The organism is Prauserella marina (assembly GCF_002240355.1).
Lineage (GTDB): Bacteria > Actinomycetota > Actinomycetes > Mycobacteriales > Pseudonocardiaceae > Prauserella_A > Prauserella_A marina.
In genome coordinates this window covers 2,689,560-2,715,965 of sequence record NZ_CP016353.1, presented here as the reverse complement: position 1 = coordinate 2,715,965, position 26,406 = coordinate 2,689,560, and the positions used below count along the sequence as shown (strand labels likewise).

The 26,406-nt window shown below is 68.6% G+C and carries 27 protein-coding genes; 14 read left to right on the top strand and 13 right to left on the bottom strand.

Features of this window, described 5'->3' with window-relative positions; all coding sequences use genetic code 11:
* Nucleotides 1–148 precede the first annotated feature (148 nt).
* From phtC to BAY61_RS12600, 7 genes are read right to left on the bottom strand one after another with little or no spacing between them, the layout of a single operon-like run.
* Nucleotides 149–886 carry a 3,4-dihydroxyphthalate decarboxylase gene (phtC, locus tag BAY61_RS12630; RefSeq protein WP_091797345.1) on the bottom strand — a complete coding sequence of 246 codons (738 nt, stop codon included), beginning with the start codon at nucleotides 884–886 and terminating at the stop codon, nucleotides 149–151.
* A complete protein-coding gene (locus BAY61_RS12625; protein WP_091797342.1) occupies nucleotides 883–2,115 on the bottom strand; it encodes an NAD(P)/FAD-dependent oxidoreductase in 1,233 nt (410 codons plus the stop codon). Before BAY61_RS12625 ends, phtC begins: the two co-directional genes overlap by 4 nt.
* Nucleotides 2,112–2,309, bottom strand: a complete 198-nt coding sequence (locus BAY61_RS12620) for a ferredoxin (RefSeq protein WP_091797339.1) — start codon at nucleotides 2,307–2,309, stop codon at nucleotides 2,112–2,114. The genes BAY61_RS12625 and BAY61_RS12620 overlap by 4 nt, the downstream gene beginning before the upstream one ends.
* A gap of 31 nt (nucleotides 2,310–2,340) precedes the next feature.
* Complete coding sequence (gene hcaB / locus BAY61_RS12615; protein ID WP_091797336.1) at nucleotides 2,341–3,129, bottom strand: 3-(cis-5,6-dihydroxycyclohexa-1,3-dien-1-yl)propanoate dehydrogenase; 789 nt, start codon at nucleotides 3,127–3,129, stop codon at nucleotides 2,341–2,343.
* Nucleotides 3,126–3,440: a hypothetical protein gene (locus BAY61_RS12610; protein ID WP_091797333.1), complete on the bottom strand. Its 315-nt coding sequence runs from the start codon at nucleotides 3,438–3,440 to the stop codon at nucleotides 3,126–3,128. The genes hcaB and BAY61_RS12610 overlap by 4 nt, the downstream gene beginning before the upstream one ends.
* Complete coding sequence (locus tag BAY61_RS12605; protein WP_091797331.1) at nucleotides 3,437–4,057, bottom strand: 3-phenylpropionate/cinnamic acid dioxygenase subunit beta; 621 nt, start codon at nucleotides 4,055–4,057, stop codon at nucleotides 3,437–3,439. Before BAY61_RS12605 ends, BAY61_RS12610 begins: the two co-directional genes overlap by 4 nt.
* Nucleotides 4,054–5,445 carry a Rieske 2Fe-2S domain-containing protein gene (locus BAY61_RS12600; protein WP_091797328.1) on the bottom strand — a complete coding sequence of 464 codons (1,392 nt, stop codon included), beginning with the start codon at nucleotides 5,443–5,445 and terminating at the stop codon, nucleotides 4,054–4,056. Before BAY61_RS12600 ends, BAY61_RS12605 begins: the two co-directional genes overlap by 4 nt.
* A gap of 175 nt (nucleotides 5,446–5,620) precedes the next feature.
* On the opposite strand from BAY61_RS12600, the gene BAY61_RS12595 reads away from it, so the two are divergent.
* The 9 genes from BAY61_RS12595 to BAY61_RS12560 all read left to right on the top strand — a co-directional run bounded on the left by BAY61_RS12595 (nucleotide 5,621) and on the right by BAY61_RS12560 (nucleotide 14,562).
* Nucleotides 5,621–7,108, top strand: coding sequence for an aldehyde dehydrogenase family protein (locus tag BAY61_RS12595; protein WP_091797325.1), 1,488 nt, complete (start codon nucleotides 5,621–5,623; stop codon nucleotides 7,106–7,108).
* On the top strand, nucleotides 7,098–8,774 hold the full coding sequence (locus BAY61_RS12590) for a thiamine pyrophosphate-binding protein (RefSeq protein ID WP_091797322.1): 1,677 nt from the start codon (nucleotides 7,098–7,100) through the stop codon (nucleotides 8,772–8,774). The genes BAY61_RS12595 and BAY61_RS12590 overlap by 11 nt, the downstream gene beginning before the upstream one ends.
* A complete protein-coding gene (locus tag BAY61_RS12585) occupies nucleotides 8,774–9,307 on the top strand; it encodes a putative antibiotic biosynthesis monooxygenase (RefSeq protein ID WP_091797319.1) in 534 nt (177 codons plus the stop codon). The genes BAY61_RS12590 and BAY61_RS12585 overlap by 1 nt, the downstream gene beginning before the upstream one ends.
* An 858-nt stretch (nucleotides 9,308–10,165) precedes the next feature.
* On the top strand, nucleotides 10,166–10,333 hold the full coding sequence (locus BAY61_RS32860) for a hypothetical protein (RefSeq protein WP_170140021.1): 168 nt from the start codon (nucleotides 10,166–10,168) through the stop codon (nucleotides 10,331–10,333).
* Nucleotides 10,334–10,421: 88 nt separating this feature from the next.
* Nucleotides 10,422–10,793 (top strand): ArsR/SmtB family transcription factor, encoded by a 372-nt coding sequence (locus BAY61_RS12580; protein ID WP_091797313.1) that lies wholly within the window; start codon nucleotides 10,422–10,424, stop codon nucleotides 10,791–10,793.
* The gene (locus tag BAY61_RS12575) at nucleotides 10,790–12,751 is read left to right on the top strand and encodes a heavy metal translocating P-type ATPase (protein ID WP_091797310.1); all 1,962 of its coding nucleotides are present in this window, start codon (nucleotides 10,790–10,792) and stop codon (nucleotides 12,749–12,751) included. Before BAY61_RS12580 ends, BAY61_RS12575 begins: the two co-directional genes overlap by 4 nt.
* 140 nt (nucleotides 12,752–12,891) lie before the next feature.
* A complete protein-coding gene (locus BAY61_RS12570) occupies nucleotides 12,892–13,533 on the top strand; it encodes a hypothetical protein (RefSeq protein WP_091797308.1) in 642 nt (213 codons plus the stop codon).
* A 142-nt stretch (nucleotides 13,534–13,675) separates the two neighbouring features.
* Nucleotides 13,676–14,110, top strand: coding sequence for a nuclear transport factor 2 family protein (locus tag BAY61_RS12565; RefSeq protein WP_091797305.1), 435 nt, complete (start codon nucleotides 13,676–13,678; stop codon nucleotides 14,108–14,110).
* A gap of 104 nt (nucleotides 14,111–14,214) precedes the next feature.
* Nucleotides 14,215–14,562 (top strand): helix-turn-helix domain-containing protein, encoded by a 348-nt coding sequence (locus BAY61_RS12560; RefSeq protein ID WP_091797302.1) that lies wholly within the window; start codon nucleotides 14,215–14,217, stop codon nucleotides 14,560–14,562.
* A gap of 4 nt (nucleotides 14,563–14,566) precedes the next feature.
* Here the strand turns inward: BAY61_RS12560 and BAY61_RS12555 are convergent, their stop codons facing one another.
* Both BAY61_RS12555 and BAY61_RS12550 read right to left on the bottom strand, forming a co-directional pair.
* Nucleotides 14,567–15,157: a ClpP family protease gene (locus BAY61_RS12555; RefSeq protein ID WP_091797300.1), complete on the bottom strand. Its 591-nt coding sequence runs from the start codon at nucleotides 15,155–15,157 to the stop codon at nucleotides 14,567–14,569.
* On the bottom strand, nucleotides 15,154–15,777 hold the full coding sequence (locus BAY61_RS12550) for a ClpP family protease (RefSeq protein ID WP_091797297.1): 624 nt from the start codon (nucleotides 15,775–15,777) through the stop codon (nucleotides 15,154–15,156). The genes BAY61_RS12555 and BAY61_RS12550 overlap by 4 nt, the downstream gene beginning before the upstream one ends.
* Nucleotides 15,778–16,079: 302 nt before the next feature.
* Between BAY61_RS12550 and BAY61_RS12545 the strand changes: the two genes are divergently transcribed.
* Nucleotides 16,080–17,870: a thiamine pyrophosphate-binding protein gene (locus tag BAY61_RS12545; RefSeq protein WP_091797294.1), complete on the top strand. Its 1,791-nt coding sequence runs from the start codon at nucleotides 16,080–16,082 to the stop codon at nucleotides 17,868–17,870.
* A 51-nt stretch (nucleotides 17,871–17,921) separates the two neighbouring features.
* On the opposite strand, the gene BAY61_RS12540 is transcribed toward BAY61_RS12545, so the two are convergent.
* Genes BAY61_RS12540 through BAY61_RS12525 form a run of 4 tightly spaced genes read right to left on the bottom strand, consistent with a single transcriptional unit; the run spans nucleotide 17,922 to nucleotide 22,743 of the window.
* Nucleotides 17,922–18,950 (bottom strand): FecCD family ABC transporter permease, encoded by a 1,029-nt coding sequence (locus BAY61_RS12540; RefSeq protein ID WP_091797291.1) that lies wholly within the window; start codon nucleotides 18,948–18,950, stop codon nucleotides 17,922–17,924.
* Nucleotides 18,947–19,975, bottom strand: a complete 1,029-nt coding sequence (locus tag BAY61_RS12535) for an iron chelate uptake ABC transporter family permease subunit (protein ID WP_091797288.1) — start codon at nucleotides 19,973–19,975, stop codon at nucleotides 18,947–18,949. Before BAY61_RS12535 ends, BAY61_RS12540 begins: the two co-directional genes overlap by 4 nt.
* 13 nt (nucleotides 19,976–19,988) lie before the next feature.
* Nucleotides 19,989–21,734: a siderophore-interacting protein gene (locus BAY61_RS12530; RefSeq protein ID WP_091797285.1), complete on the bottom strand. Its 1,746-nt coding sequence runs from the start codon at nucleotides 21,732–21,734 to the stop codon at nucleotides 19,989–19,991.
* Nucleotides 21,735–21,759: 25 nt separating this feature from the next.
* Entirely contained in the window at nucleotides 21,760–22,743 is a 984-nt protein-coding gene (locus BAY61_RS12525) for an ABC transporter substrate-binding protein (RefSeq protein WP_091797283.1), read from the bottom strand.
* 151 nt (nucleotides 22,744–22,894) lie between these two features.
* Between BAY61_RS12525 and BAY61_RS12520 the strand changes: the two genes are divergently transcribed.
* From BAY61_RS12520 to BAY61_RS12505, 4 genes are all read left to right on the top strand, one after another.
* Complete coding sequence (locus BAY61_RS12520; protein ID WP_091797280.1) at nucleotides 22,895–23,653, top strand: helix-turn-helix domain-containing protein; 759 nt, start codon at nucleotides 22,895–22,897, stop codon at nucleotides 23,651–23,653.
* 70 nt (nucleotides 23,654–23,723) lie between these two features.
* Entirely contained in the window at nucleotides 23,724–24,635 is a 912-nt protein-coding gene (locus BAY61_RS12515; protein ID WP_091797277.1) for a metal ABC transporter substrate-binding protein, read from the top strand.
* A 20-nt stretch (nucleotides 24,636–24,655) separates the two neighbouring features.
* Nucleotides 24,656–25,393, top strand: coding sequence for a metal ABC transporter ATP-binding protein (locus tag BAY61_RS12510; RefSeq protein ID WP_091798820.1), 738 nt, complete (start codon nucleotides 24,656–24,658; stop codon nucleotides 25,391–25,393).
* On the top strand, nucleotides 25,390–26,268 hold the full coding sequence (locus BAY61_RS12505; RefSeq protein WP_091797274.1) for a metal ABC transporter permease: 879 nt from the start codon (nucleotides 25,390–25,392) through the stop codon (nucleotides 26,266–26,268). Before BAY61_RS12510 ends, BAY61_RS12505 begins: the two co-directional genes overlap by 4 nt.
* Nucleotides 26,269–26,406: the final 138 nt, after the last annotated feature.

Genomic DNA, 26,406 nt, shown 5'->3' with positions numbered 1-26,406 from the left:
TCGGGACTACACGATGAAGTACCTCTTGCAGTGCCTCTGCAATGCAGAATTACTTTCTTTCATTCACTCGGGAGTGTCAACCGTTCCACGGTAAGGTTCTTCGTGATTCTGGTGAGCACAAAGGACATACATTCGCGATGGTCATGACTCAGGGCAACCGGGCGAGTTCGTGGCGCCACGCCGTCGTCGTGTTGAAGCCCGCGCCGAGGTCGGGCAGTTCGGCGAAATCGGCCTCCGGCAGGTCCGTGAGCGTCCCGCCCGCGGACACGACCCGCAGCGACAGCGAGGCGAGCTGATCGACGCTCACCGATTGCAGCACGGCCATGGCGACATCCTCCGCCGCGCTGGTCAGTCCATGACCGCGCAGCAGAACGACCGGCCGGTCGCCCATCGCCGTCACCATCTCCCCGGCAAGCCGCCGGTCGCGGACCAGCACGCCACGGGGATAGACCGGAACACCACCGGCTGCCAGCCTGGTTCCCGGGATGTCGAAGGCGCCGACGACCGGCCGGATCGCCAGGCCCGCCAGATCGGCGGCCACGACGGCCGGAGGATGCGCGTGCACGACGGAGTCCACATCGGACCTTCGGCGCAAAACCTCGGTGTGCAGCGGAAGCTCGTTAGGCGGCGCGTAACCGCCGTCGAGTTCACCCTCGGCACCGGCCTGCCCATCGAGGTCGACGAGCCGGATGTCGGCGGCCGTGGTGAACGCGAGTCCGCGTTCCTCCGGACCACGACAGCGCACCAGCAGCCGTCGCGCGTCGACGCGCAGACTGATGTGCCCGAGAATTCCGTCGGCGAGGCCCCGCGCGGCGAGCACGCGGCAGGCGGCGGCGATGTGGGTGCGCAGCGGTGCGAGTTCCACGCTCGGTGGCGGGGTGGTCATGGCCGGGCTCCAGTCTTGGTCACGGGACGTTTCGCCGACACCGAACCTCGGATCTCCTCCAGCGAGGCCGCCGAGCCGACCGCCTTGCGGCACGTGATGAGCGCGCGGGGCCAGTTGACGGTGACGGCACCGGCGAAGCTTCCGTCCGGCTCGGCGTAGAGCCTGGCGAACGCGCGTCCGGGATCGGGCCCCGGCACGGTGACGGCACTGAGGGGTCCCCCGGTGTGGCCGGTGATCTGAATGGTGTTGTCGTACTGGTCGCTCCACACGTACTCGACCGGCTCGTGCGCGCGCGGCGACTCCTTCCTCGCGATGTTGTGCGCCACCCTGGCGGCCTGTTCGACGGTGCTGGTCCAGTGTTCGGCTCTCACCAGCGCGTTCTTGCGCGGATGCGGAACGCGGGCGACGTCACCGACGGCGTATACGTTCTCGGCCGCGCGGCCATAGGCGTCGCACACCACGCCGTCGTCGAGCCGCAAACAGGACGACCGCAGCCAGTCGTCGCACGGCACGGCTCCGATGCCGACGACGACCGTGGCGGCGGGAAACCGTTTCCCGTCGGCGAGCCGCACGAGCAGTCCCTCAGCGGAGCGGTCGATTCCGTCGACGCCGACGCCGAACCGCGTGGTCACCCCGTTTCCGGCATGCAGGCGCGCACACCAGTCCGCGAGTTCGGGACCCAATACCCCGTGAAGCGGCGCCGGTGCCGGGTCGACGAGAGTCACGTCCTCGACCCCCATGTCCCTCGCGGTCGCGGCGACCTCGGCGCCGATGAAACCCGCGCCGATCACCACCAGCGGCCCGCCTTTGCCGAGGTCACGAGCGAGCGCTTCGGCGTCACCGAGCGTGCGCAGCACGTGCACGCCCGGCATGCCGCCCCATGGCGAGGGCCTTGCCCGCGCGCCGGTGGCGATGACGAGGTCGTCGAAGCGAAGCCGTTCGCCGTCGGCGAGTTCGATCCACCGGCCGGCGACGTCGAGCCCGGTCGCCGCACGGCCCGGCACGAGCCGGATCCCGGCCTCGGCAGCGGCCTCCTCCGTGAGCAGGGTGATGTCCTCCACAGTGGACTTTCCGGCGAGCAATCCCTTCGAAAGCGGAGGCTTGTCGTAGGGAAGCGCGGTCTCCTCCCCCACGAGCAGCACCTCGCCGTCGTATCCTGAGGCGCGCAGTGCTTGCGCCGTCCGCACTCCGCCGATGGAGGAGCCGACGATCACCGTGACAGGGTTCATGAACTCTCGACCACCAGCGCGGAGACCGGACAGCTTCTCGCCGCATCGGTCACCCTGTCCTTTTCAGACTCCTCGACCTCGTCCCTCAACACGACGACGACCCCGTCGTCGTCGAGGTCGAACACGTCGTCGGCCGCGACGACACAGTTGGCGTATCCCTGGCACAGTCCGGGATCGGCCTTCACGACCGCCATGTGAATTCCTCCTTGTTCCGTCGTTTCCCGCTCATGCCTTGACGGCCATGCCGCCGTCGGGATGGACGACGTCTCCGGTGATGCCGCGAGAGCGTTCCGAGGCGAGGAAGACGTAGCTCCAGGCATGGTCGGCGCCGGACAACGCGACGCGCAGTGGCACGCGTCCGGCCAGTTCGGACTCCCTGTCCTTCGCCGCGCCGAGGCTTCGCTCACCGAGTCCGAGACTGTCGAGTCCTCTGAGGTCGGTGCCGACCGTCCCTCCCGGTGCCACGGCGTTCACCCTGACATCCGGTGCCAGCTCATGGGCCAGAGCGGTCACCAGACCGCGCACCGCGAACTTCGACGACACGTACAGCACGCCGCCGCGTCCGGGGTAGTACGCCGAGGTCGACTCGGTGAGCACGATGCTGCCGTTGCCGCCCTTCCGCAGCGCGGGCAGCGCCGCCTTCACCGAGTGCAGGTGACTTTTGACGTTGACCGCGAACATCTCGGCGAAGGCGTCGTCGAGTTCTCCCGCGTCGAGCTCACCGATTCCCCGGTAGAAGTCGAAAATCCCGACGCAGTTGACGAGGATGTTTAGCCCGCCGAAGGCCGACACCGCGCTCGCCACCGCCTCCTCGTTGGCTTGCCTCGTCGTGGCGTCACCGGCGACGACCGGGGATCCGGGAAGCTCGGCGGCGAGTTTTCCGCACTTGGCCTGATCTCGTTCCAGTACGGCGACCCGCGCGCCTTCGGCGACGAACGTGTCCGCCACCGCCCTGCCGATCCCCGAGCCCGCGCCGACGATCAGCGCGCTGCGCCCGGCAAGCCACGTGGTCACGTTGCCTCCTCGTCGTGGCCGAGCAGCGGGCCGAAGGGTGTGCCGATCATCGCCGAGAACGTCGCGGCGTTCTGCCACGTCAGTGATTCCAGCTCCAGCGGGCACAACGCCACCCACTGCCCCGACTTGGGCGCCTCGATCAGCAACCGGGAGCCGTTGCGAGTCTCCACTCTGCACACCCGGATCTCGGCGAATTCGTTGCCGAGCACGATCTCCTCGCCACTACGGTGTTCCCGCAGTGCGCGCAACTCGGCGGCGGCGCGGGCGGCGGCCACCGCGTCGTCCTCCTCTCCAGGCCAGCGCGGGGTCACAGGAATATCGCCAGGTTCTGGGTGCGCAGCACCGAATCGTCGACGAGGATCGTCCGCCGGGCCAGCGACCAGCCTTGCCCGCCGGGATCCCTGCGCAACAGGTCTTCCCTGCCGGCGGAGACGATCGCGGCCTCCCGCACGTCTCCCCTGCTGCGATACAACAGCACCGCGGAGTCCACGACGAGATGGTCCGCGTCCTCGGTGGCGAACGTACGGACATTGGTGACGTAGTGCCGCAGCCGCGACGGCGGGTCTTCGGTCCAGGCGTGTTCGGTGGCGAAGCGGGCGACCCTGCGCGACAACGAGTACTTGTTCTCGTCGAAGTGCGCCATGCCGGGCGCGGAGTCGAAACCGGCGCCGAGCGCGGTGCTGACCCGCACCGGCATGACGTAGTGGATGTCGTCGGTGAGCAGGTCGAGCCACTCGTCGTAGTGCTGGGCGTCGAGCAGGTAGCTTTCCTCGACAACCCAGTGGTGCGCCTGCTGATGCCGCTCGTCGGAGAACGGAAGGGAGCGGCCCGTGCGCTGGGTCCTCGGCGCGTGACCGCCCAGCGGCGATTCGGCCGAGTACGGTCCTCCGTTGCCGGTGCGGCTTCGCGACGCCCTCGCGCTGGTCATGGTGTCACCGCCTTCGCCTCGCCCTGGTCGCCGCCGACCCTGATCGTCGCCGCGGACTCCACGGGCTTTTCCAGGTAGTCGGCCCAGCGCCGAAGCAAGTGGCGCTGGTTGTATTCGCCGTATCCGACGTAGGCCGATCCCGGCCCGGAGAATCTCTCCCGAGGAAGGGGATCCACAACGGGGCTGTCGTCCTCCAGCAGACCCATCCTGCTGTTGAGCAGCAGCCGTCGCGCCATCGAACCGGCGGCGGTGTTGGTCAGCGACACCCAGTTCTCGACGTCGTCCTGCTCGAACATCCCGGTACTGCCGAAACACATCAGATATGCCTTGTAGGACAGCGCCTTGAATTCCTCGGGCGCCTGCGCGTCGACCGCGAACCACGACAGCACCTCGGTCTCGTCCGGCCCGACGGGCTGCCAGGTCCGGATCGAGATGAACGGCAGTACGTCGTCGGAATCCTCGACCTTGGGCCAGTTGTGCACGAAGCTGAGGTTCGGAAACGCCGATGCCGCCGAGATCATGAATCCGTCCTCGCCGACGACGGCCCGCTGCTCCGCCGACCAGGTCTGCTTCATACGCTCGACCATCTCGTCGGGATAGCCGACGTAGCGCAGTCGCTCCTCGAACGATCCGGGCGGCAGCTTGTAGGTGGTGCCGCCGCCGTTGCCTGCCCAGTACGTGCAGCCGTCCTTGCGCTTCTCCGCCTTGGGTTCCCTGAACAGCCCGATTTCCACGACGCTCGTGTGCGTCTGCGGCGTGTGATACATGTCGCCGGCGAAGTTCTCGGCGCCGATCTTCCAGTTCGCCTTGACCCGCCAGCGCTGCGGGCCGCGCAGCTCGATCCCTCCGGCCGACTGCTTGGTGTAGTAGTCGAGGTAGAACGTGAAGTCGCCGAGGTATTCCCGCAGTGGCGGCGCGTCGGGATCAAGGCTGATGAAGATCAGCCCGTTGTAGGTGTCGAGCGCGGGCGCCGGCAGCAAAGTCTGTGACTTGCGGCGGAAACCGGCCTCGCCGCCGTATGCCTCCTTGTGGAACGGAAGCCCCACCAGCCTGCCGTCGTTGCGGTAGGACCAACCGTGATAGGGGCAGCGGAAATGCGACGCGTTGCCCATTTCCGCTCTGCACACCTGCATTCCCCTGTGCAGGCACATGTTGAACATCGCCCGCACCTGGTGGTCTTCCCCTCTGGAGAGGATGAACGAGTCGTCCAGCACCCTGCGCACCACGTAGTCGCCTGGTTGCGGGATCTCCGACTCATGCCCGACGAACACCCAGGCTCGGCCGAACAGGCGCTCTTTCTCGAGCTGGAACACCTCCTCGTCGTTGTAGATGTGCGCCGGAATCATGCCCCGCCGCACTTCCTCAAGAAGACGCGACTGATCGGTCATCACTGGCTCCCAGCCCTACTTTCTGCTCTCCAGAGTACTAATCTCATACGCAGAGAGGAGCATGGACGGAGCGCTCCTGGTTGTCAACCTCCGGCTCTCGCTCGTTGACCACGAGCCAGATCACGAGCTACGTTCTGCCATGCAGAGTCGGCTTCCCCAGGATGGAGGGAACGGAATGTCAGTGGTGGACGATCCGATCGCCGAGGCGGCGGGTGCCGCCGATCGCGAGTGGCTGCTCGCGATCGGCGGGCACGCGCGCGCATCGGGTACCGGCGCTACCTACCCGGTGGAATGCCCTGCCACTGAGCAGCCGTTCGCTCACGCGCCGGACGCCACGGAGGACGACGTCGACGAAGCGGTGCGGTCGGCAGCCGACGCGGCAACCGGCTGGCGGGAACTGCAACCCCGCGAACGCGGGCGCAGGCTGCGGGAGCTGGCCACGACGATCAGGGAACACGCGGACGAACTCGCCCTGCTCGACGCACTCGACTCGGGAAACCCGGTCACCGCCATGCGTACCGACGCGCACTGGGGCGCCGACGTACTGGAGCTGTTCGCCGACTACGCGGGCGGGCTCGGCGGCGACACGATTCCCGCCAGCGCGGGCAATCTGCACTTCACCCGTCGCGCCCCGTTCGGCGTCGTCGCGAGGATCGTGCCCTTCAACCATCCCGCGATGTTCGCTGCGGCCAAGATCGCGGCGCCGCTACTCGCGGGCAACGCGGTGGTGCTCAAACCATCGGAGATCACGCCGCTTTCGGCGCTGCGTATCGCGGAACTCGCCGCCGACGCGCTCCCCGCGGGTGTTCTTTCCGTCATCACCGGCGACGGGCCGTCGGCGAGCCAGGCTCTCGTGCGGCACCCGCTGATCCGCCGGATCGGCTTCATCGGCAGCGAACGCGTCGGCAGGATCATCCAGCGGGACGCGGCCGACACCGGCGTCAAGGAGATCAGCCTCGAACTCGGCGGCAAGAACGCCCTCATCGTGTGCCCCGACGCCGATCTCAGCGCCGCGGCCGACGGCATCGTGCGCGGCATGAACTTCGCGTGGTCAGCGGGGCAGTCCTGCGGCTCGACCTCGCGGGTGCTGTTGCACGCCGACATCGCCGACGAGGTACTGCGGCACGTCCGCGATCGGGTCGCCCGCATCACGATCGGCTCCCCCGTCGATCCGGCCACCCAGATGGGCCCGCTCGCTTCCCGCGCGCAGTACGACAAGACTCTGCGCTACATCGACATCGCCTCGGCCGAGGGCGCGAGGCTGTTCCACGGCGGCGGACGCCCACAGGGCGAGGGTTTCGACCGCGGCTACTACGTCGAGCCGACGATCTTCACCGGAGTCGAGCCCTCGATGCGGATCGCGAAGGAAGAGGTCTTCGGCCCGGTCATGTCCGTCATGACGTTCACCGATACCGACGAGGCGGTCGCGATCGCCAACGACGTGGATTACGGGCTCACCGCGAGCATCTGGACCCGCGACGTGTCGGAGGCACTTCGCCTCGCCGACCGCGTCGAGGCAGGCTATGTCTGGATCAACGACTCGTCACGGCATTTCTGGGGAGTTCCCTTCGGCGGCACCAAATCCTCCGGCGTCGGGCGCGAGGAAAGCATCGAGGAACTGTTGAGTTACACCGAACTCAAGGCGGTGAACGTTGTCGTCTGAACAGCCGACCGGCGCCGACCTCGTCGCCGAAACCCTTGCCACCGAGGGAATAACGCACGTCTTCGGTCTTCCGGGAACCACGATCATGGAACTCATCGACTCGCTCGGAAAACGGGAGGACCTGCGCTACCTTTCGACGAGGCACGAGCAGGTGGCCGGTTTCATGGCCGACGGCTTCTCCCGCGCGGGCGGGCCGCTCGGCGTGTGCCTCGCCTCGCGGGGCCCCGGCGCCGCGAACCTTTCGATCGCGGTGCAGAATGCCCACGACGAGTCGGTCCCGCTGCTCGCCCTGATCGGGCAGGTGCCGGGATCGATCAGTCACCGCCGGTCCTTTGAGGACATGGACGTCGTCGGCGCTTTCCGGACGATGTGCAAATGGGCCGTGGAGATCACCGAAACGGACCGGATTCCGGAACTGCTGCAACGGGCCGTCCGGACCGCCGTCGGTGGCAGGCCGGGCCCCGTCGTCGTGTCGCTACCGCTTGACGTGCTGCAAGCTCCCGCACACGCGGAGCCAGGCCCGAAGGTGCGGATCCATCCGCCCGCTCCCGATCCACGCGGCATCGCCGAGGCCGCCGAGCTGCTGGCCACGGCGCGACGTCCGGTCATCGTGGTGGGCGGCGGGGGCGCCGCCGCGCCCGAGTCTGTCCTGGAGCTGGCCGAAACGGCGGGGGCACCCGTCGTCAGCACGTGGCTGCGCAAGAACGTCGTAGCCAACAGCCATCCCGCGTTCCTCGGTTCACTCGGCTACGGCGCGCACGAGGTCACCGACCGGATCGTCCGCGAAGCCGACGTCGTGGTGGCGCTCGGCTGCCGGTTCTCCGAGTTCACGACCAAACGGTGGACTCTCGTGCCGCCTTCGGCGCGGCTGGTGCACGCCGACATCGATCCGGACGAGCTGGGCAGGGTGTATCCGCCGACGGTAGGGCTCGTCTCCGACGCCGGTGCCGCCGCGATGGCACTGTCGGCCGCGCTCGGCCCGCTCGTCGCCGGTGATCAGGGGCCCGCCGCCGCGCGGATCACGCGCAGGGTGGCGCTGCGCGAGGAACTCGACGAGGCTTCGGTTCTGCCCGCCGGGGAATCCACTGTGGAGGGCAAGGTCGGCTCGGTCGCGCTCGCCGGGCTCGTGCGGAACCTGATGGAACGCGAGGACGTCGTGCTCGCCCAGGACGTGCACACCTTCGGCCCCTGGGTCCAGCGCTACGTGCACGTCGACCGTCCCGCCAGTTACTACGGCTCGGCCGGTGGCGCGATGGCGTGGGGTTTTCCGGCCGCGATGGGGATGGCGCTGGCAAGGCCGGACAAGCGGCTCGTCACGCTCAGCGGCGACGGCAGTTTCTGGATGGTGGCCCAGGACTTCGAAACCTGCGTCCGCGAGGGCATCGACGTCGTCACGATCATCGTCAACAACTACGCCTACGGCAACACCCGCGACCGCCAGCGATTCGCGCACGAGGGCCGCTACAACGGCGTGTTCCTCGGCAATCCGGACTTTGCCGAGTACGCCAGATTGCTCGGCGGGCGCGGCATCAGCGTCACCTCCGACGCCGGGCTCGGTCCGGCCATCGAGGAAGCACTCGCCGGTGAAGGACCGTGCATCGTCGACGTCGTCCAGGATCGGATGGAGGGCTTGCCTTCCGGGCTCACTCCGCCACGGGCGCGCTGATGAGCACGGCGCTTCCGGCAACGGTGCTCGTGTCCCGCACGGCAAGGGACCGCGACGGCGCGGCGCTGAACAAGTGGGCTCACGAGCTGTGCCGCGACGCGGCCGGTTTCCCCGGCTATCTCTGTTCGCACGTCGCCGCGGGCGGCGACAGCACCGTCCACATCGGTCTGTCGTTCGCGGGAGCCGAGCATCTGCTGCGCTGGGAACGCAGCGAGACCCGGGCTTCACGGCTCGCCGAAGGTGAGGCGCTGACCGAGGGCACCCCGGCGCCGCTCCCGCTCACCAGGGGCGGCGGCACCGGGGGCGCCCCCTCCCGGCTGCGATCGGCGATTCTCATCTGGGTCGCGCTGTTTCCTCCCGCGGTACTGATCAACGCGGTCGTCATCCCGCATCTCGACGCGTGGCCAGGCATCGCCCGCACCTTGCTGCTGACCCTTGTACTGGTGCCCACCGTCGTGTTCGGGGCGCTGCCGCTGTTGCAGAACGCCCTCGGCCGCTGGCAGCGGAAACGGAGCAAGCGACCCACCGGGTGAGCGGACACCACGAGGTGCGGCGGCCATGACGGCACCGGGTCGAGGACCTGACGCGAACCGACGCGGTATGGTGCTGCACGGCGCGCTGTCATCTGGCATACTCGACGGCGGTCCACACGGCGAGGAACAAGACGGGACCCGAGGACGTACAACACCTTCAGTTGACCCCGAGGACGACGCGCCACGACAGATACATTCCCGCGCACACAATCGGTAAGCGGTTGGCGCATAAACGCGTCAACCGCACCACCAAGAACGCGCACCGAGAGTCGCTCGCGGCACACGACTGTTTGACCAGCGGGTTCCAGCCCGCGCACACGCCGCCGCGCATACGCCCAGGTTGCTGCACTTGCACCTGCACCTGTCGATGACACGTGCAGTTTCGGTCGAGCTGAAACGCTCGTTCCGTTCGGCGCATTATTTGATCCGCTGGTCGCCCGATGGCCGAATCGCATCTACTCAGGCGACCAGTTTCGCCAAGATGGGCACACGTCTGGGGTCCCCCAAACGGCGTGTGGCCCCCTGCGCTCACAGGGGGCCACACGGAATTGTTCCCTCTTCCAGATCAGGAGAAAGAACATGGCAACACTACCGCCTTCAGCCTGCGCGGCACAGGATTCCGGGGACGCGAATCGTGCGTGGGTTCGCGTGGTTTTCCCGCCACCAGGTAGCGCGGCCGAACTCGAAAACGAAAGGGTCGACGCCGCCCTACACCTGTTGACCCGGCGATCAGCACAGGAAGCGCCCCGGGAACGCGGCAGGACATTCCACGCGCAACCGCGCCAGCGCGGGAGGTACAGGGCGCCCGCGACGGGGTGGTGCCTCGCTTCCCGGGCTTTGGCGAGCTGGCCTCACACCTTGCGGGCGCTGGTGCTCGTCGCCGTGCCGCTGTTGCTGATCGGAGCCATGGTGCTGCTGGTGCGGCTCACCGCGCCGGCAGCCGGTGTTCCGGTCGGCCTTTCGGTGGCGGGCCTGACCGCCTGGCAGCTTCTGCGCCGCAGGCCGCCCCGGCCCGCGGTCTTGTAACGGGCGATACCTGGCCCCCGTCCCCACGAGGGCCAGGTATCCCGCGCACCCGTTGCCCAAACATATCGACGTACGTTAGTTTGACGGCATGAGCGACGACCGGTGCGAACTGCTGTGTATCGACTTCGACCACGCCGAAGGGCTGCGCACGGCGCTGCCCGAACCCGAAGAGCTGCGGACGAGGGCGGACCGGTTGCGAGCACTGGCCGACCCGACCCGGCTGCGGATCGCGCACGCGTTGGGCATCGGCGACGAACTGTGCGTCTGTGACCTGGCTTGGATCGTCGGCTCGTCGCAGGGCCTGGTGTCACATCACCTGAGGCAGCTCCGCTCGGCCGGGCTGGTGACCTCCCGCAGGGAAGGCAAACTCGTGATGTACCGGCTCGCCCCTCGGGCGCACCGGCTGCTTGAGGTCGCCGGTGCGCCCGATATGGACGCCGTGGAGGCCGATCCGAGATGAGCGCCGATTGCTGTGGCGCCAACGAGAATCAGCATTCCGCCGAACACGAGGAACCACTTCCCCGGCTGTGGCGGATCCGCGAGATCAGGCTGGCGGCGGTCGCGGGTGCGCTGACCGCCGCCGGCTACCTGGCGGGCTGGTCCGGCGCGGAACCGGCGGGCATCGCAGCGCACGTTGCCGCCGCGGTCACCGGTGGAGCGGCTTTCGTCCCCGGCACCCTGCGCGCGCTGTGGCGGCGCCGCATCGGCGTCGGCACCCTGATGACCATCGCCTTGCTCGGAGCGCTGGCACTCGGTCAGTTCGGCGAGGCCGCCATGCTGGCCTTCCTCTTCTCGATCAGCGAGGCACTTGAGGACTACTCGCTCGCGCGCGCCCGGCGTGGCCTCAGAGCGCTGCTGGCGCTGGTGCCCGAACAGATCACCGTCCTGCACGGCGGCGTGGAAACGGTGATCTCGCCAGGAAGGCTGCGCATCGGTGACCGGATGCTCGCGCGGGCGGGGGAACGAATCGCCAGCGACGGAATCGTCCTCACCGGACACTCCAGTGTGGACACGTCGGCGATCACCGGTGAATCGATACCGGCCGAGATCTCGCCGGGGGACGAGGTCTACGCGGGCTCCATCAACGGCAACGGGGTACTGACGATCAGCGCCACCGCGACCGTCGAAGGCAACTCGCTGACCAAAGTCGTGAAAACCGTCGAGGATGCCCAGCGCCGCAAGGGATCCCGCCAGCGTATCGCCGACCGTATCGCCCGGCCCCTCGTACCGGCCGTCATGGTGCTCGCGGCTCTCGTCGCCGGGCTCGGCTCCTTGTTCGCCGATCCCGTGATCTGGCTCGAACGCTCGCTCGTGGTGCTGGTCGCGGCCGCGCCGTGCGCGCTGGCGATCTCCGTCCCGGTCACCGTGATCGCCGCGGTCGGGGCCGCGTCCCGGCTCGGCGTCCTCGTCAAGGGCGGCAAGGCACTCGAATCCCTCGGCGCCGTCCGCACGGTGGCCATCGACAAGACCGGCACCCTCACGCGTAACGATCCCAGCGTCACCGAGATCGTCACCACCGGCGGCGACAGCGCGCGAACACTCGCCGTCGCCGCCGCGCTGGAGGCTCGCAGCGAACACCCGCTCGCCGCCGCGATCCTCGCCGAGGCACCGGAAACCGTTCCCGCGCGGGAGGTGTCGGCGGTACCCGGCGCGGGGCTCGAAGGCATCGTCGAAGGAGCCCCCGCGCGACTCGGCAAGCCGTCCTGGATCGCGCCGGGCCCGCTCGCGGCTGAGGTGGCCCGGCTCCAGGACAGCGGGGCCACGGTCGCGGTCGTCGAACACGCGGGCGCCGTACTCGGCCTCATCGGCATCCGCGACGACCTTCGGCCCGAAGCCGCCGAGACCGTCGCCGCCCTCACCATGACTGGTGTCCGCGTGGTGATGCTCACCGGCGACAACGCGCGCACCGCGCACGCGCTCGCGAGCGAGGCCGGAATCTCCGAGGTGCATGCCGAACTCCGACCGGAGGACAAGGCCGCCCTCGTCGAGCGGTTGCGCGAACAGCGGAACGGCCAGGTCGCCATGGTCGGCGACGGAGTCAACGACGCCCCCGCGCTCGCGACCGCGGACGTCGGCGTCGCCATGGGGGCCATGGGTACCGATGTCGCCATCGAAACGGCCGATGTCGCGCTCATGGGTACCGATCTGCGGCACCTGCCTCATTCACTGGCACACACCCGTCGGGCCAGGGCCATCATGATGCAGAACATCGCGCTCTCCTCGGCGATCGTGCTCGCGCTCGTGCCACTCGCCGCGTTCGGGGTGCTCGGTCTCGCCGCTGTCGTGTTCATCCATGAACTCGCCGAGGTCGTCGTGATCGGCAACGGAGTCAGGGCGGGCAGGCTGAGCCCGCCTCCCCCAAAATCGCACCACGCCCGCGTCACGAAACCGGCGGCCTGGCTGCCCCGGATGCCCTGAGCCATAACGAAATTCATTCATATCGACCCCGGCGTTTTCACCGGCAGAGCGCTATCTGACATTCTCACGGTCGCGTATCCCGCTGTTTCCAGGAATGCTCAGGCATGAAGCCGACAGCAACGTGAGGCGATGGCGCAATCATGCCCGCCGGAGTTTCTCCTTTCGTCAGGACGGTGATCGCCGCACTCGGCATCTACGACGACCGCACCTGGGCGAGCCGGCTGGCGGCATTGGAGAAGCAGGCGGCCGGAACGGACGGCGACGGCCTCGACGACAACCGGTTCTGGATTCTCGCCGATTGGCGCTTCCGGCGATTTGTCTGTTTATGGTTGGAAACCGGCGAAAGCGATGAATCGAAGAATTGGGCGGCGATGCTGCGGGCGATCGATCCGGTCGGCAACGCCGGGGACGCACTCCAGTTGAGCGAACTCTTGCGAAGGGTGGCCACGGCTGTCGAAACCGGCCCCGCCGCCCACTCGGTATTCGGCATCCCCAAGGGGCCGACGGCTCAGCTCGTCGGCAGAGCGGCCAAGGGTGCGCGCGCCTGCGCGCAACCAGGCGACGCGCACGGCGAGGCGTGGTTCGACGCTCGTGCCGCGAAGCACCTCAGGGAGGAGGAATTCTCCTCGTTCCGCGGCTTCGGCCGCCTCGCGGGCAAGGACGACGAACTGTGGAAGCTCATCGGCGAACTCATCACCGGCCTTCCGCCCGCCTCCACCAGCCCGGCCTCGGACGAGTCGATCGAGGCATGGCTCGACGACATCCCGCGAGACCTGCCGTAGCCACACCTGCCCGGGCCGCACATCTGTCCACTCTGGACACGACAATCATGGCCAGCCGCCACCTCTTGCGTTAGACGAACTAACGACCTATATTCGTTGGCGATCCTAACGTTAGTCTAACCAATCAATTGAGGAGTGCGTCATGCCCGGGACCGAAACCTTGATCCACGAACTCGCCGACCGCGCCGCGCTGGCCGATCTGGTCGCCAGGCACAGCCTGTGGGTCGATGAGCAGCGCTACGACGAGACCGGCCGGCTCTTCACCCAAGACGTCGTGGTCACCTCGCCGAGCGGGCAGGCGCGCGGCATCGAGGCACTTCTCGACCTCGTGCGGTCCCGCCACGGCGAACTCGCCGCCACCCTGCACAGCAAGTCCAACCTCGTCATCGACATCGACGGTGACGCGGCCACGGTGCGGGCCAACGACGTCGCCGTCTTCGCCATCGACGACAAGAAGGAGGCCATCGCGGCCGGAACCCATCACTACAGAGCGCGCCGTACCGGAGACGGCTGGCGATTCGACCGCCTCGACATCGTCCCGTTCGCGCTGACCGAGGGGCTGGAAAGAGCGCTTTAGGGGTAGCCGCTCACCATCCCGGGTGGACACCCGCTCGCCGAGAGTCGTTTCGCTGGCAGCGGAACGACTCTCGGCGGGCACCGCGCCCGTGCCAGGATGGCCGCATGGCCGACATCCTTCATTTCGACCGCAACCGTCCCGCCACGCCGGACCGAATGCCTGACCGAGCGCCGGAACCACTGTGGCGAGAAGCGCTCGGCCGGAGCCTGCGGACGACCAGGGAGGAACAAGGTCACCGCCTCGTCGACGTCGCGGAGCGGGCCGGTATCTCCCCTCAGTACCTCTCCGAGATGGAACGGGGCCGCAAGGAACCGTCGAGCGAGATGATCGCCGCGGTCGCCGGTGCGCTCGGACTCGACCTGGCCGGTTTGCTCACCGGCATCGCGGGCGACGTCACGAGGCTGAGGATGCCAAGCCGCCGCCCCGCGGGCCCCGTGCTCATGGCGGCGTGAGAACTCAGATCCGGCGGTCGAGGACCTGGTCGGCGAGCCCGTAGGCGACGGCACCGACGGCGTCGAACACGCGATCGCGGTCGGTGTCGTGCCGCAGCTCCGCGATGTCGCGGCCGGTGTGCGCCGACAGGATCTCCTCCAGCTGGGTCCGCACGCGCACCACCTCGTCGGCCTGGAGGATGAGGTCAGGAATGGTTCCGCGGCCCTGCGCGGCGGGCTGATGCAGCACCACCCGCGTGTGGGGCAGCACCGACCTTCGCCCTTCCGCACCCGCGGCGAGCAGTACCGCTCCCGCGGCGACCGCCTGGCCGACACAGGTCGTCGCCACCGGTGCCTTGATGTAGCGCATCGTGTCGTAGAGGGCGAGCATCGCCGAGGGATCTCCACCCTCGGAGTTGATGTAGAGGTTGATCTCCAGTTCCGGGTCGTCGGCCTCAAGGTGCAGCAACTGCGCGATCAACGCGTTGGCGACACCGGAATCGATGGCGGTGCCGAGGTAGACGATCCGGGACGACAACAGGTGCGAGTAGACGTCCATGATCCGCTCGGTACCCGCCTCGCGGGTGATGACGTTGGGGATGGTGTAGGAACTCATACCGCCGCTCCCTTCGGCGAGCCGAGGCCCATGTGCGTGCGTACGGGAACGACCTGGTCGAGCGCGCCGACGACGTGGTCGATGAACCCGTACTCCAGCGCTTGCTCCGTGGTGAACCAGCGGTCGTGCAGCGAATCGGCGAAGACGTCCTCCAGCGGCTTGCCGGTGTCCTCGGCGATGATCCCGAGCACCGTGTCCCTCGTGTAGCGCAGATCGTCTGCCTGCACCTCCACCTCGACCGCCGATCCGCTGATTCCCGCCGAGCCCTGGTGCATCAGGATCCGGGCGTGCGGAAGGGCGAACCGCTTCCCCGGGGTGCCCGCCGACAGCAGGAACTGTCCCGCGCTGCACGCCAGGCCGAGCGCGAGTGTCGCCACGTCACACGGCACGAGCCGCATCACGTCCCTGATCGCCAGCATCGAGGGCACGGAGCCGCCCGGTGAGTGAATCCACAGCGCGATGTCCTTGCCGGGATCCTCGCTGGCGAGGGAAAGGAGCTGGGTGGTCAGTACGGTCCCGTTGTCGTCGTCGAGCACGCCGTCGAGGACCAGCACCCGCTGGGCGAAGAATCGTTCCCTGAGCCGGTGGTCGAACAGCGGCCGTTTCTCGTCGTTGGTCATACCCCGACGATGCCGCCTGGCAGGGGCCGCCCGCCCGCTTCTCCGCCGTGAGCGGATCAGCCCACGGCAGCGCGGCGCCGCGCGCTGTCCACACTGGACGCGGCAGGGAAGCTCGCGGCGCGTTCACTCCCGGTAAGCCAACCGTCACTTGACAAAACGGACACTTGTCGTACTTCAGTCACTGCGGTTACCGTATCGACGTCCTTGATCGTCACCCCGCTCCCGGCACCGTGGTCTGCCTCCACTCCGGAGTCACCTCGGCCGTTTCGGCGGCCACGACAACGAAAGGCGGGCACGCCAGCATGCCTCGCTCGACTCCTGAACTACCCGATGAACTCCAGGATCCAGCCCCCGGCAAGATCAACGGAGCGCAAGCGGTCGCGCACGCACTGGCGCGGTGGAGTATCTCGACGGTCTTCGCCTACCCCGGCACCTCCGAACTCGCGCTGAGTGCCGCCGTCGCCGAGCGCGACACGCTCACACTGGTCAACGCGCGTGGCGACAAGGAAGCCGCCTTCATGGCCGCCGGCGGCAACTTCGCGGGCCCCGCGAACTGCGCGGCGATCCTGCACGGCGCGCGAGGACTCACCAACGCGCTCGGCGCGACCGCCGATGTCCGGCGCAGTGAGGTGCCGGTGCTCTACCTCGTCGGCATGCCGTCCCGGTCGTCGGCGCCGTTCCTTCCGCCGCACGCCGAGCCGGGGCTCATCGAGGCGGCCGGATCGTTCGCGAAGGCCGCTTTCGACTGTTCGCAACTGGATGCCGCCGACCCGAGGGCCTTCCTCAAACTCGTCGACGAAGCGCTGCGGACGCTGTCCGAGGCACCGCGAGGCCCTGTCCTGCTCGGTCTCCCCCAGGATCTGCTCGCCGGGGCGTTCATCCCCTCGGAGATGCTGGCCGACGGACCGGCCGAACAGCCGGTCTCCCCACTTCCCGATCTCACGGAGGCCAGCGCGCTCGCAGCCTCCGCGCGGCGGCCCGTGATCCTCGTCGAGGACTACCTCCTGCGGAACCCCAGCGCGGAAGCGGACCTCGCCGCGTTCGCCTCGGCCATCGGCGCTCCCGTGCTGCAAACCGCCTACCAGCGGGGCCCGATGCTCTTCCAGCAGGTGAGGAAGGAGACCGTGCCGACCTTCGTCGGCGCCTACGATCCCACCGACGAAGGGCACCGCGAACTGCTCGGCTCCGCCGACCTGCTCGTCACGGTCGAGGACCGCAACATGTACCCGCGCGTCGTCGGCCCGCTTCCCGGCTGCCGCAAGCTCGTACTGACCAGCAACGTAGAGGCGACGGCGAAAAACCGGTACATGACCTCCTCCGACGTGCTGGTGGCCGGGGACGTGGGCGGATCCCTACGTGGCATCGCCGAGAAACTGACCGCGCCCGCCGCGGCTCCCGCCGGCCTTCCGGAGCCGATCGACCCCGGAAGCTGCGCCAGCGCCGTCGAACTGGTCCGCGCCGTCGGTCAGGGGCTCGCGGAAAGCGGGGAAGACGCCGAGCCGGTCATCGTCGACGACAGCCTCATGTTCGGCGGTCTCGTGGCCCGCAACTACCGGCACCTTCCGCAAGGGGTCAGGGTGTTCGGCAGCCATGGCGGCTTCGTGGGCGGTGGCCTGCCAACAGCCGTTGGCCTCGCCGCGACCAATCCGGAGCTGCGGGTTCTCACGACGCTGGGCGACCACGGTTTCACCAACGGTCTCCAGGCGCTGGCCGCCGCGAGTGAGCACGACGCCCCGCTCGTCGTCCTCGTGTGCAACAACGGGGCCAGCGTCTGCCTCGGCAAGCAGGCCGATTCCGACGGTGTCGGCAGGGACGTGCTGCCGCTGGACAACGTCGCCCGCATGAACTATGCCGCCATCGCGGCCGGTTTCGGGCTGTCGACGTCGGTTCACGTGTGGCCGGACGAGACGTCGCTGACCGACGCCGTCACCGAGGCATCGGCGAAGCTCAGTGCCGACATCCAGCGGGCGTTGTCGGCGCGGCGCCCGCATTTGATCGAGCTGGTCACGCCCAGCCGGCCCGACTTCTGGACCGGTGTGTGGCGCGTGGAAGGCATGGAAAGGGCTCCACTGCCACAGGCTGCGCAAGACTGAGCCAACCGGTGATGGGCTCCACCCCCAGTGGGGAGCCCATCACCGGTTACCTCACGAGTTCTTGCTCTCCCTGACGAGCAGCCACACGAGATACCCGCCGCCGAGGCATACCGTGACGGCGCCGACCGGAAGGACCACACCGGAGATCGCGTGCTGCGCGATCAGGTCCGATGTGGACAACAAGACGGCTCCGGTGAGCGCGGCGCCGGTCAGGTCGACGGAGCCGTGCCCGGTGAGGCGGCGGGCGATCTGCGGTGCCGCCAGCGCGATGAACGCGACCGGGCCGGTGATCGCGGTGACCACCGCGGTGAGCGCCGTGCCGAGCACGACGAGCAGAATCTTGGTGCGCTCGACGGAAAGTCCCAGCATCCCCGCCGTGTCGTCACCCAGTTCGAGCTGGCGCATGCGCCGTCCCGCCGCCGGAAGTACGAGCACGAGCGCGAGCGCGGCCATCGCGGAGTAGGACAGCGGGAGCCATTCGACGTTGTTGAGCGTGCCGGCGCCCCACACGGCGACTTGAAGCGCCACGTCGAGGTCGGCCTTGACACTGAACCACCGGTTGACCGACGAGAGCATCGCGCTGATGGCGATACCGACGATGATGAGCCGGAACCCGTGCATCCCTCTCCGGAACGCCAGCAGGTACACGGTGAGCGCCGTGGCCAGACCGCCGACGACGGCTCCGGTCGCCAGCGCGAGGTAACCGGCGCCGCCCAACGACAGCACGCAGACGACCCCGGTGTAGGAACCGGCGCTCAGCCCGATGACGTCAGGACTGCCGAGCGGATTGCGGGTCAGTGACTGGAAGATCGCTCCGCTGAGCCCGAGACAGGCGCCGAACAGCGCGGCGGCGAGCGCCCTTGGCGCACGCCATTCGAGAACGACGAGCCGGTCGGTCGCGTCCGCGCCTGGAGCGAGCGCGGCCAGCACCTCGCCCGGCGAGAGCACTCGCGATCCCAGCATCAATGCCAGTGTCACGCAGCCGAGCAGCACGCACGCCAGAATGGCGTCGACGACGACGGCTCTGCCGCTGGCGCGCAGGCTGAGGCGTCCCGCGCGCAGGACGAGCGCGCGGGTCACGACGCGCCCGGCTTCCCGCGCCGCACCAGGGCGATGAGCACGGGCGCACCGAGAAACGCCGTGACGACACCGACCTGAAGCTCGGCGGGCCAGATCACCAGCCGCCCGATGACGTCTGAGGTCAGCACGAGCACGGGACCGAGCACGAGGGCCAATGGCAGTATCCAGCGCTGGTCCGGCCCGACGAGCAGCCGCACGGCGTGCGGGATCATCAGCCCGACGAAAACGATCGGACCGGCCGCGGCCGTCGCGGCCCCGCACAGCAGGGTGACCGCGACGACCCCGGCGAGCCGGATGAGCCCGACCCGCGCGCCGACGGCTTTGGCCAGATCGTCGCCGAGCGCCAGCGCGTTGAGCGCGCGAGCGCAGGCGAACGCGAGCACGAGTCCGATGAGGATGAACGGGAGGACCGCCGAAACGGTGCCGTCGGGGCGATCGGTGATCGAACCGGCGTCCCAGTACCGGAACCGGTCGAAGGTGTCGGGGTTGATCAGCGCGAGCGTCTGGGACGCGCCGGTGAGCACCGCGCCGAAGGCGACACCGACCAGGGTGAGCCGCAGCGGGTTCGCCCCGCCCGGACCGCGCGAGGCGATCGCGTACACGATGGCCGCGGCGACGACGGCACCGGCGAATCCCAGCCACAGATACTGTTCGATCCTGGTGACACCGAACATGGCGACACCGGCGACGATCGCGAAACCGGCGCCGCTGTTGACGCCGAGAATGCCGGGGTCTGCCAGCGGGTTGCGGGTCAGGCCCTGCATGAGCGCTCCGGCGACACCGAGGGCCGCGCCGACGAGCACACCGAGGACCGTGCGCGGAACCCGCAGTGTGCGGATCGTCGAATGGTCGATGCCGCCGTCGGGGGAAACCAGCGCGCTCCACACCGTGGACAGCGGCAGGTTGGCCGAGCCAACCGCGACGCTGACCGCGAACATCACCGCGAGCACGATCAGCGACACCGCGAACCACAGCACTCTCGCCGCCGTGGGGCGGACAGGTGCCGGTGTGATCGTCCGGGTCATCGGGGGCCGGGAGTCATGAGATCGCGGCAAGTTCGAAACACTCGACACCCCAACCGAGCGGGCGTCTCGCGCTGATCCTCCAGCCCGCTCGCGCGGCGATCCGGCCGAGGTCGGCCGGTGCGCGGGGCGGTGTTCCCAGTGTCGCCAGGTGCAGCAGCGCTTCCTCGGCCGCGGCGGGACTGAGACCGTCGGGCCGGAGCTTCTCGATCAGCACCGCGACCGGTGCCGCCGCGCGCAAGACGCGCAGCAGAGTCTCGGCTTCGGCGTCCGTGCGGTGCCCGATGGCGAGTGCCGTCACGGCGACGTCCCGCTCTCCCCATGTTTCCGTGAACTCGAACGGTGACGCCGCGCCCGCCTCGTCCCGCAGTACGCGCAGCGGGCCGGGATCTTCGACGACGGCAGGGCACGACCCGGTGCCTTCGGCGAGTACGTCCGCGACCACGAGCGCGCCGGGGCCGGTGATCGCGACCCTGCCGCCCCGGTTCCACACGGCGAGCGCCGGCACGCCCGTGACGAGGTGCACGAGCCCTCCGGCGTCCTCTGCCAGTTCGGCGTAACGCTCCGGATCGTCCACAACGGACTGTCGGAGGGTCGTCCCAGCGCCACGCGACCACGCGGCCGTCCCCTTCGCCAGCGCGGGGGCGAGATCGGCGAGCGCGATCACCTGCTCCGCGTGCAGCCCTTCGAAACGTTCCCGCGCGTGCTCGTCGACCGCGAGTTCCTGCCCGAGCGGGCCGAGTCGCACCGTGTCCTGGTCCCTGACCACGACGCCGGGCGCGGTCACCATCGCGAGCAGTGGCTCCAGGGCAGCCGGGTCGACACCTGCCCGCAGCGCGAGATCGGCCACGGACAGCTCGCCCTCTGCCAGCGCCGAGGGGATGCCGAGGCACACCGCCGCGCGCACCGCGAACCAGGAAACCGGTGACACCACGGCTTCGTTCGCCCCTGCCCGCGCGGGATCGTGCCCTTCGTCGCGGTGCCAGTACCCGGTGATGTTCACGTGCGACTTCGGAACGCCCCGTTCCTTGGAAACGTGCCTGCGCACCGGCAACAGCGCCCTGCTCTCCGCCCCCGCCCACACGTACGGGGTTCCCGGCAGCGGTTCGACGGCGCGCACGGCATCGGCGAGCGCGTTCTCGTCACCGGCAGGCGCGACGATCCAGTCGAGCACGTCCCCCTCGCGGGTGGGCAACGGTTGCCTCGCGGCATCGTCGGCGATCGTGACGACGGCGCGCACGGGCACGTCGAGAGGCCGATCCTCAAGGAACCGGCTGATCGCGGGCAACGCCGTCTCGTCACCGGCGAGCAGAACCCAGTCGGTGTCCTCCGGTACGACGACCGAGGACTTCGGGCCCACGATCCACAATTCGGCTCCAGGCTTCGCGTCGCGGGCCCATGCCGAGGCGGGACCGTCACCGTGCATCACGACGTCGAGGTCGAGTTCGAGAGCACGCCGATCGTGACGCCGGGGCGTGTAGTCCCTGGTCACCCGCGTCCGCGACGGCGGCCAGTCGATGCCGTGCTCCAGTTGCGCTGGAAGCACGTCACGCACGTTCCCGTCGGAGGCGAAGATCAGTTTGATGTGGTCGTCAAACCCGGGGCAGGCGAACGCGGGCAGCGTCAGCCCGTCGCGCGTGAACTCGCCCAGTTCCTCGCCGCCGAGCGTGATCCTGCGCATCCGGGGCGTCACGTCGACCGCCCTTTCGAGCCGGACCCTGCGCAGCACGAGGGGAAGGACGGTCAGCCGGTGGTGAACCATGTCGGGAAATCCGTTCGAAACATCGTCAGGAGAATTGCTTTTCGATGATGTCCAACAAGGCCATGGCCTCGTCGTAGTCGCCGCGCACCGTCCAGTAGGGAAGGTCGTAGGCGTTGTCGTTCTCGAACGCGGGCAGTTTCGCGTAGACGCTTTGCCGCGACAACGTGGCGACATCGGTGGTGTCGGCGTTGAACCCGGTGACGAACACGGTGGGCATCCTGAGGAGCTGGCCGACCTGTTCGGTGGAGAGTTCGGCCATGTCACCGCCCGGCTTGTACGGCTGGAGGTCGTGTTCCTCGACGAGCGGAGCCGGTGCGATACCGAGTTCCCCGAGCATCTGGGGAAGGCCGGTGTTCTCGAACAGCACGTAGGGGGTGCCGTCGGCGGTGATCGTCAGGTGCGCAGCGGGACCGGGCGGCGGCGTGATCGCGTCCTTGACCTCCGCGACCCGGCTCTCGTAGGCGCTGAGGTGATCCGCGTAGGCCGCTTCCTCGTCGAAGACGTCCTCGGCGAGGAAGCGGAACTGCTCCTGCCAGGTGGCGAGCGAACCGCTCACCAGCACCGTTGGCGCGATGTCGCCCAGCCGGTCGTAGGCCTTCGTCGCGAGCGCCGATGGCAGCCCGGCCCCGCCGCCGACGATCAGGTCGGGATCGGCTTCGAGGATCGCCTCGTAGTCGAATCCGTCCGTCCCCCACTCCAGCAGCCGGGTGCCGTTCTCGTTCGCCTTCTCCTCCCAGAACGGCGAGAACTCCCCCTCGCGATCGGCGTCCTCGGAAACCGTCGCCACCACGGGCACGTCCAGGTCGAACAGGTACCCGGCAAGCGCGTGGTTGAGCACGACGACCCGCTTCGGCTCGGCGGGGATCTCGACGGTCCCCTGCTCGGTCCGCACGCTCCGGGTGTCCGATCCGGACGCAGCGGCACCCGAGGCGTCAGTGGAACCGCAACCGGCCAAGGCCAGCACGGAGCCGATGATCATGACGACGAACAAAGACAGACGTGACCGCATACGACCCTCGATCCGGAAACAGGACGAACACCCTCTGCCGGACCCACCCGGCAGAGGTTAGGTTAGGTTAGGTTAACCTTCAGACCCCCGGTCGGCGTATCCGATGTGACATCGGCCCGTCCCCGACGCGACACGATTCAGGAGCGGAAGGATGACCACACCACGCGAACTCGTCGCGATCGTCCCTGAGAACTCCATCCGGTTCCTCGGACACGACACGCACGAGCACGAAGTGCCGCACCTCATCCACGTCGTCACCGGTGTCGCCGACATCGTCGCCGACGGCGAGCGGATCCCGTTGCACGCGAGGGAAAACCTGTGGCTCGCGGCGAACGTGCCGCATTCGGTGCGCCTGCCCTCGGGCGGGATCGTGCTCGGCCCGCTGCTCTCCCCCGCCACGAAACCGAGGGAGCGGGTCCAGCGACTCGGCGCGCTGCCCGCGCTGACCGAGTTGATGACCACGATCCTCGCGGCCGCTCCCGTCACCGCCGAGCAGGTCCGCCCCTTCCGGGAAGCGCTCGACGGCCTGCTGCGCCCCCTGTGCAGGCATTATTTCCCGCTCGTGCTGCCCTCACATCCCGTCGCGCGCGCGATCGCCCGCGAGGCCGCGCGATCGCCCCAGACGCTCCACGAACTCGCCGCCCGGCACGGCACCAGCGTGCGGCACGTGCAGCGGCTGTTCCACGACCAGACCGGCCTTCCCTTTACGCGGTGGCGGGCCCGCGCGAGACTCAACGTCGCCATCACCAGGCTCGGCAGGGGTGATTCGCTGACGGTCGCGGCGGGCGCCGCCGGTTACACCTCGCGCAACGGCCTGCTCAAGGCGCTCAGCAGGGAGACGGGGCTGCCATCGGCCAGGCTCGGCACCCTGCCGCTGGCGGTACTCGACGCCCATCGGGCAGCTGCCTGACCCGCATGGTGACGTCGGTTACGGCAGCCGACCATTGGAATTTCGGCATGCCGAACTCTAGACTTCTCCAGTGTCGAACTTGTGGCGAACCCTCTGCGTCGCGACCTCGTCGGTACTCCTGCTGGCCGGATGCGGTCAGGCAAGCGGAGGCGACGACGGAAAACCGGTGGTACTGACGACGTTCACCGTCCTCGCCGACATCGCATCGAACGTCGCGGGCGACGCTCTCCAGGTCGAGTCGATCACCAAGGCAGGCGCCGAGATCCACGGATACGAGCCGACCCCCTCCGACATCAAGAAGGCGGCCAAAGCCGACCTCATCCTCGACAACGGCCTGAACCTCGAAGCGTGGTTCGAGCGATTCGTCGCCGAGACCGACGCGCCGCACGTGGTCGCCAGCGACGGTGTCGAACCGATCGACATCGCGGGCGACGCCTACCAGGGCACCCCGAACCCGCACGCGTGGATGTCGCCGGACAACGCGGAAATCTACGTCGACAACATGGTCACCGCCTTCGGCGAGCTCGCTCCCGAGCACGCCGAGGACTTCGCGGCCAACGGCGAGGAGTACAAGCGCGAACTCCAGCAGGTTCGGGACCAGCTGACCGGCTCGCTGGCCGCGCTGCCCGAGAACGAACGCGCGCTGGTCACGTGTGAGGGCGCGTTCTCCTATCTCGCCCGTGACGCGGGACTGGCCGAGCACTACATCTGGCCGGTGAACGCCGAGCAGCAGGCGACACCGCAACAGATCACCAGGACCATCGAGTTCGTCGAACGAAACGGGGTCCCCGCCGTGTTCTGCGAATCGACCGTGTCGGACGCGCCAATGCGACAGGTCGTCTCCGCCACCGGTGCCACGTTCGGCGGCCTGCTCTACGTCGACTCACTGTCCGGCCCCGACGGCCCGGTGCCGACCTACCTCGACCTCCTCCGCCACGACGCCGACACCATCGTCGGCGCGCTCACCGGGACGTCCTCGTGACCTCCCCCAAGACCCCCAAGATCACCAGAGCCATAGACATCGACGGCGTCACCGTGCACTACGGCGACGTCCTCGCACTCGACAACGTGAGCCTGACGCTGGCGAGCGGCACGGTGTGCGGGCTCATCGGCGTGAACGGCTCAGGCAAGTCGACGCTGTTCAAGACCATCATGGGGCTGATCCGCCCTGACACCGGCACGGTGCGGGTCAACGGCGGCTCCCCCGCCCTCGCGCGCAGGGACAGCGCGATCGGTTACGTTCCGCAGAGCGAGAACGTCGACTGGGCGTTCCCGATGTCGGTGCGGGACGTGGTGCTGACCGGACGCTACGGGAAGCTGGGATTCACGCGGCGGCCACGGCGGGCCGACCACACCGCCGTCGACGAGGCGCTTGAGCGGGTCGATCTCGCCGAACTGGCCGGACGACAGATCGGGCGGTTGTCCGGCGGGCAGCGCAAACGGGCGTTCGTCGCCCGCGGTATCGCGCAGGGCGCGCGGGTGCTGCTGCTCGACGAGCCTTTCGCCGGAGTCGACAAGCGCTCCGAGGCCACGATCACCCGGCTGCTGCGGGAACTGGCCGCCACCGGGGCCACCGTCCTCGTCTCCACCCACGACCTGCACGCCCTGCCGGAGCTCGCCGACGAGGCGGTGCTGCTGATGCGGTCCGTACTGGCCCGTGGAAACCCCGGCGAGGTACTGCGGCCGGAAAACCTCGCACTGGCCTTCGGAATGCGGGCGCGGGAAGGGGAACCCGCGTGAGCCTCCACGAGCTCCTGCTCGAACCGCTCGGCTTCGAATTCATGGTGAGGGCGCTGATCACGACCGTGGTCGCCGCCGTGGTCTGTGCCGTCCTTTCCTGCTGGCTGGTACTCATCGGCTGGTCGCTGATGGGGGACGCGGTCTCGCACGCCGTGCTGCCCGGCGTGGTGCTGGCCTACCTGGTCGGCGCGCCGTTCGCACTGGGCGCCGTTGTCTTCGGGTTTCTCGCCGTCGGGCTGATCGGCCTCGTCGGCAACACCAGCAGGGTCAAGGAGGACGCGGCCATCGGCATCGTGTTCACCACGCTGTTCGCGCTGGGTCTCGTGCTGATCTCGGTGACGCCGAGCCAGACCGACCTCAACCACATCATTTTCGGCAACCTGCTCGGCGTCGACACCGCCGACGTGATCCAGATTTGCGTGCTCGGCGCGATCGCGCTCACCGCGCTGGTACTCAAACGCCGCGACTTCACCCTGTACGCCTTCGATCCGACGCACGCGCACGCCATCGGCCTCAATCCCCGGCTGCTCGGCGCGGCGCTGCTCGGCCTGCTCGCGCTGACCTCGGTGGTCGCGCTTCAGGTGGTCGGAGTGATCCTGGTGGTGGCGATGCTCATCATTCCCGGCGCGACGGCTTACCTGCTGACCGACCGGTTCGGGCACATGGTCGTGATCGCACCCGCGTTCTCCGCGATCGCGGCGGTGACCGGGCTCTATCTGAGCTACCACCTCGACACCGCCTCCGGCGGGATGATCGTGCTCGTGCAGGGAGCGGGTTTCGTGCTGGCCTACCTTTTCGGGCCACGGCACGGGATCGTCGCCAAGAGCGTCGCCGCAGGACGGCGGCGCAAGCGCCTCGCCTCCGACCGCGCCTGACGGCGAGATCCGCACTCACGCTGCCCGGACCCGCCGGAACAAGCGCTCCGTAACAAACCCCGCGCCACACAGGGAAGCCGCCACCTCCGCTCGGCCGGTTGCGGCGGCCATGTATGATCCCCCAAAAGTGGTAATGAC

What these genes read in the sequence shown, in the direction of transcription:
- BAY61_RS12530 (WP_091797285.1), bottom strand. Translation starts at nt 21,734, where the DNA reads ATGGTTCACCACCGGCTGACCGTCCTTCCCCTCGTGCTGCGCAGGGTC.
- BAY61_RS12525 (WP_091797283.1), bottom strand. Translation starts at nt 22,743, where the DNA reads ATGCGGTCACGTCTGTCTTTGTTCGTCGTCATGATCATCGGCTCCGTG.
- BAY61_RS12600 (WP_091797328.1), bottom strand. Translation starts at nt 5,445, where the DNA reads ATGACCGATCAGTCGCGTCTTCTTGAGGAAGTGCGGCGGGGCATGATT.
- BAY61_RS12625 (WP_091797342.1), bottom strand. Translation starts at nt 2,115, where the DNA reads ATGAACCCTGTCACGGTGATCGTCGGCTCCTCCATCGGCGGAGTGCGG.
- BAY61_RS12620 (WP_091797339.1), bottom strand. Translation starts at nt 2,309, where the DNA reads ATGGCGGTCGTGAAGGCCGATCCCGGACTGTGCCAGGGATACGCCAAC.
- BAY61_RS12570 (WP_091797308.1), top strand. Translation starts at nt 12,892, where the DNA reads ATGCCCGCCGGAGTTTCTCCTTTCGTCAGGACGGTGATCGCCGCACTC.
- BAY61_RS12520 (WP_091797280.1), top strand. Translation starts at nt 22,895, where the DNA reads ATGACCACACCACGCGAACTCGTCGCGATCGTCCCTGAGAACTCCATC.
- BAY61_RS12595 (WP_091797325.1), top strand. Translation starts at nt 5,621, where the DNA reads ATGTCAGTGGTGGACGATCCGATCGCCGAGGCGGCGGGTGCCGCCGAT.
- BAY61_RS12585 (WP_091797319.1), top strand. Translation starts at nt 8,774, where the DNA reads ATGAGCACGGCGCTTCCGGCAACGGTGCTCGTGTCCCGCACGGCAAGG.
- BAY61_RS12535 (WP_091797288.1), bottom strand. Translation starts at nt 19,975, where the DNA reads ATGACCCGGACGATCACACCGGCACCTGTCCGCCCCACGGCGGCGAGA.
- BAY61_RS12545 (WP_091797294.1), top strand. Translation starts at nt 16,080, where the DNA reads ATGCCTCGCTCGACTCCTGAACTACCCGATGAACTCCAGGATCCAGCC.
- BAY61_RS12550 (WP_091797297.1), bottom strand. Translation starts at nt 15,777, where the DNA reads ATGACCAACGACGAGAAACGGCCGCTGTTCGACCACCGGCTCAGGGAA.
- BAY61_RS12555 (WP_091797300.1), bottom strand. Translation starts at nt 15,157, where the DNA reads ATGAGTTCCTACACCATCCCCAACGTCATCACCCGCGAGGCGGGTACC.
- BAY61_RS12560 (WP_091797302.1), top strand. Translation starts at nt 14,215, where the DNA reads ATGGCCGACATCCTTCATTTCGACCGCAACCGTCCCGCCACGCCGGAC.
- BAY61_RS12605 (WP_091797331.1), bottom strand. Translation starts at nt 4,057, where the DNA reads ATGACCAGCGCGAGGGCGTCGCGAAGCCGCACCGGCAACGGAGGACCG.
- BAY61_RS12565 (WP_091797305.1), top strand. Translation starts at nt 13,676, where the DNA reads ATGCCCGGGACCGAAACCTTGATCCACGAACTCGCCGACCGCGCCGCG.
- BAY61_RS12575 (WP_091797310.1), top strand. Translation starts at nt 10,790, where the DNA reads ATGAGCGCCGATTGCTGTGGCGCCAACGAGAATCAGCATTCCGCCGAA.
- phtC (WP_091797345.1), bottom strand. Translation starts at nt 886, where the DNA reads ATGACCACCCCGCCACCGAGCGTGGAACTCGCACCGCTGCGCACCCAC.
- BAY61_RS12580 (WP_091797313.1), top strand. Translation starts at nt 10,422, where the DNA reads ATGAGCGACGACCGGTGCGAACTGCTGTGTATCGACTTCGACCACGCC.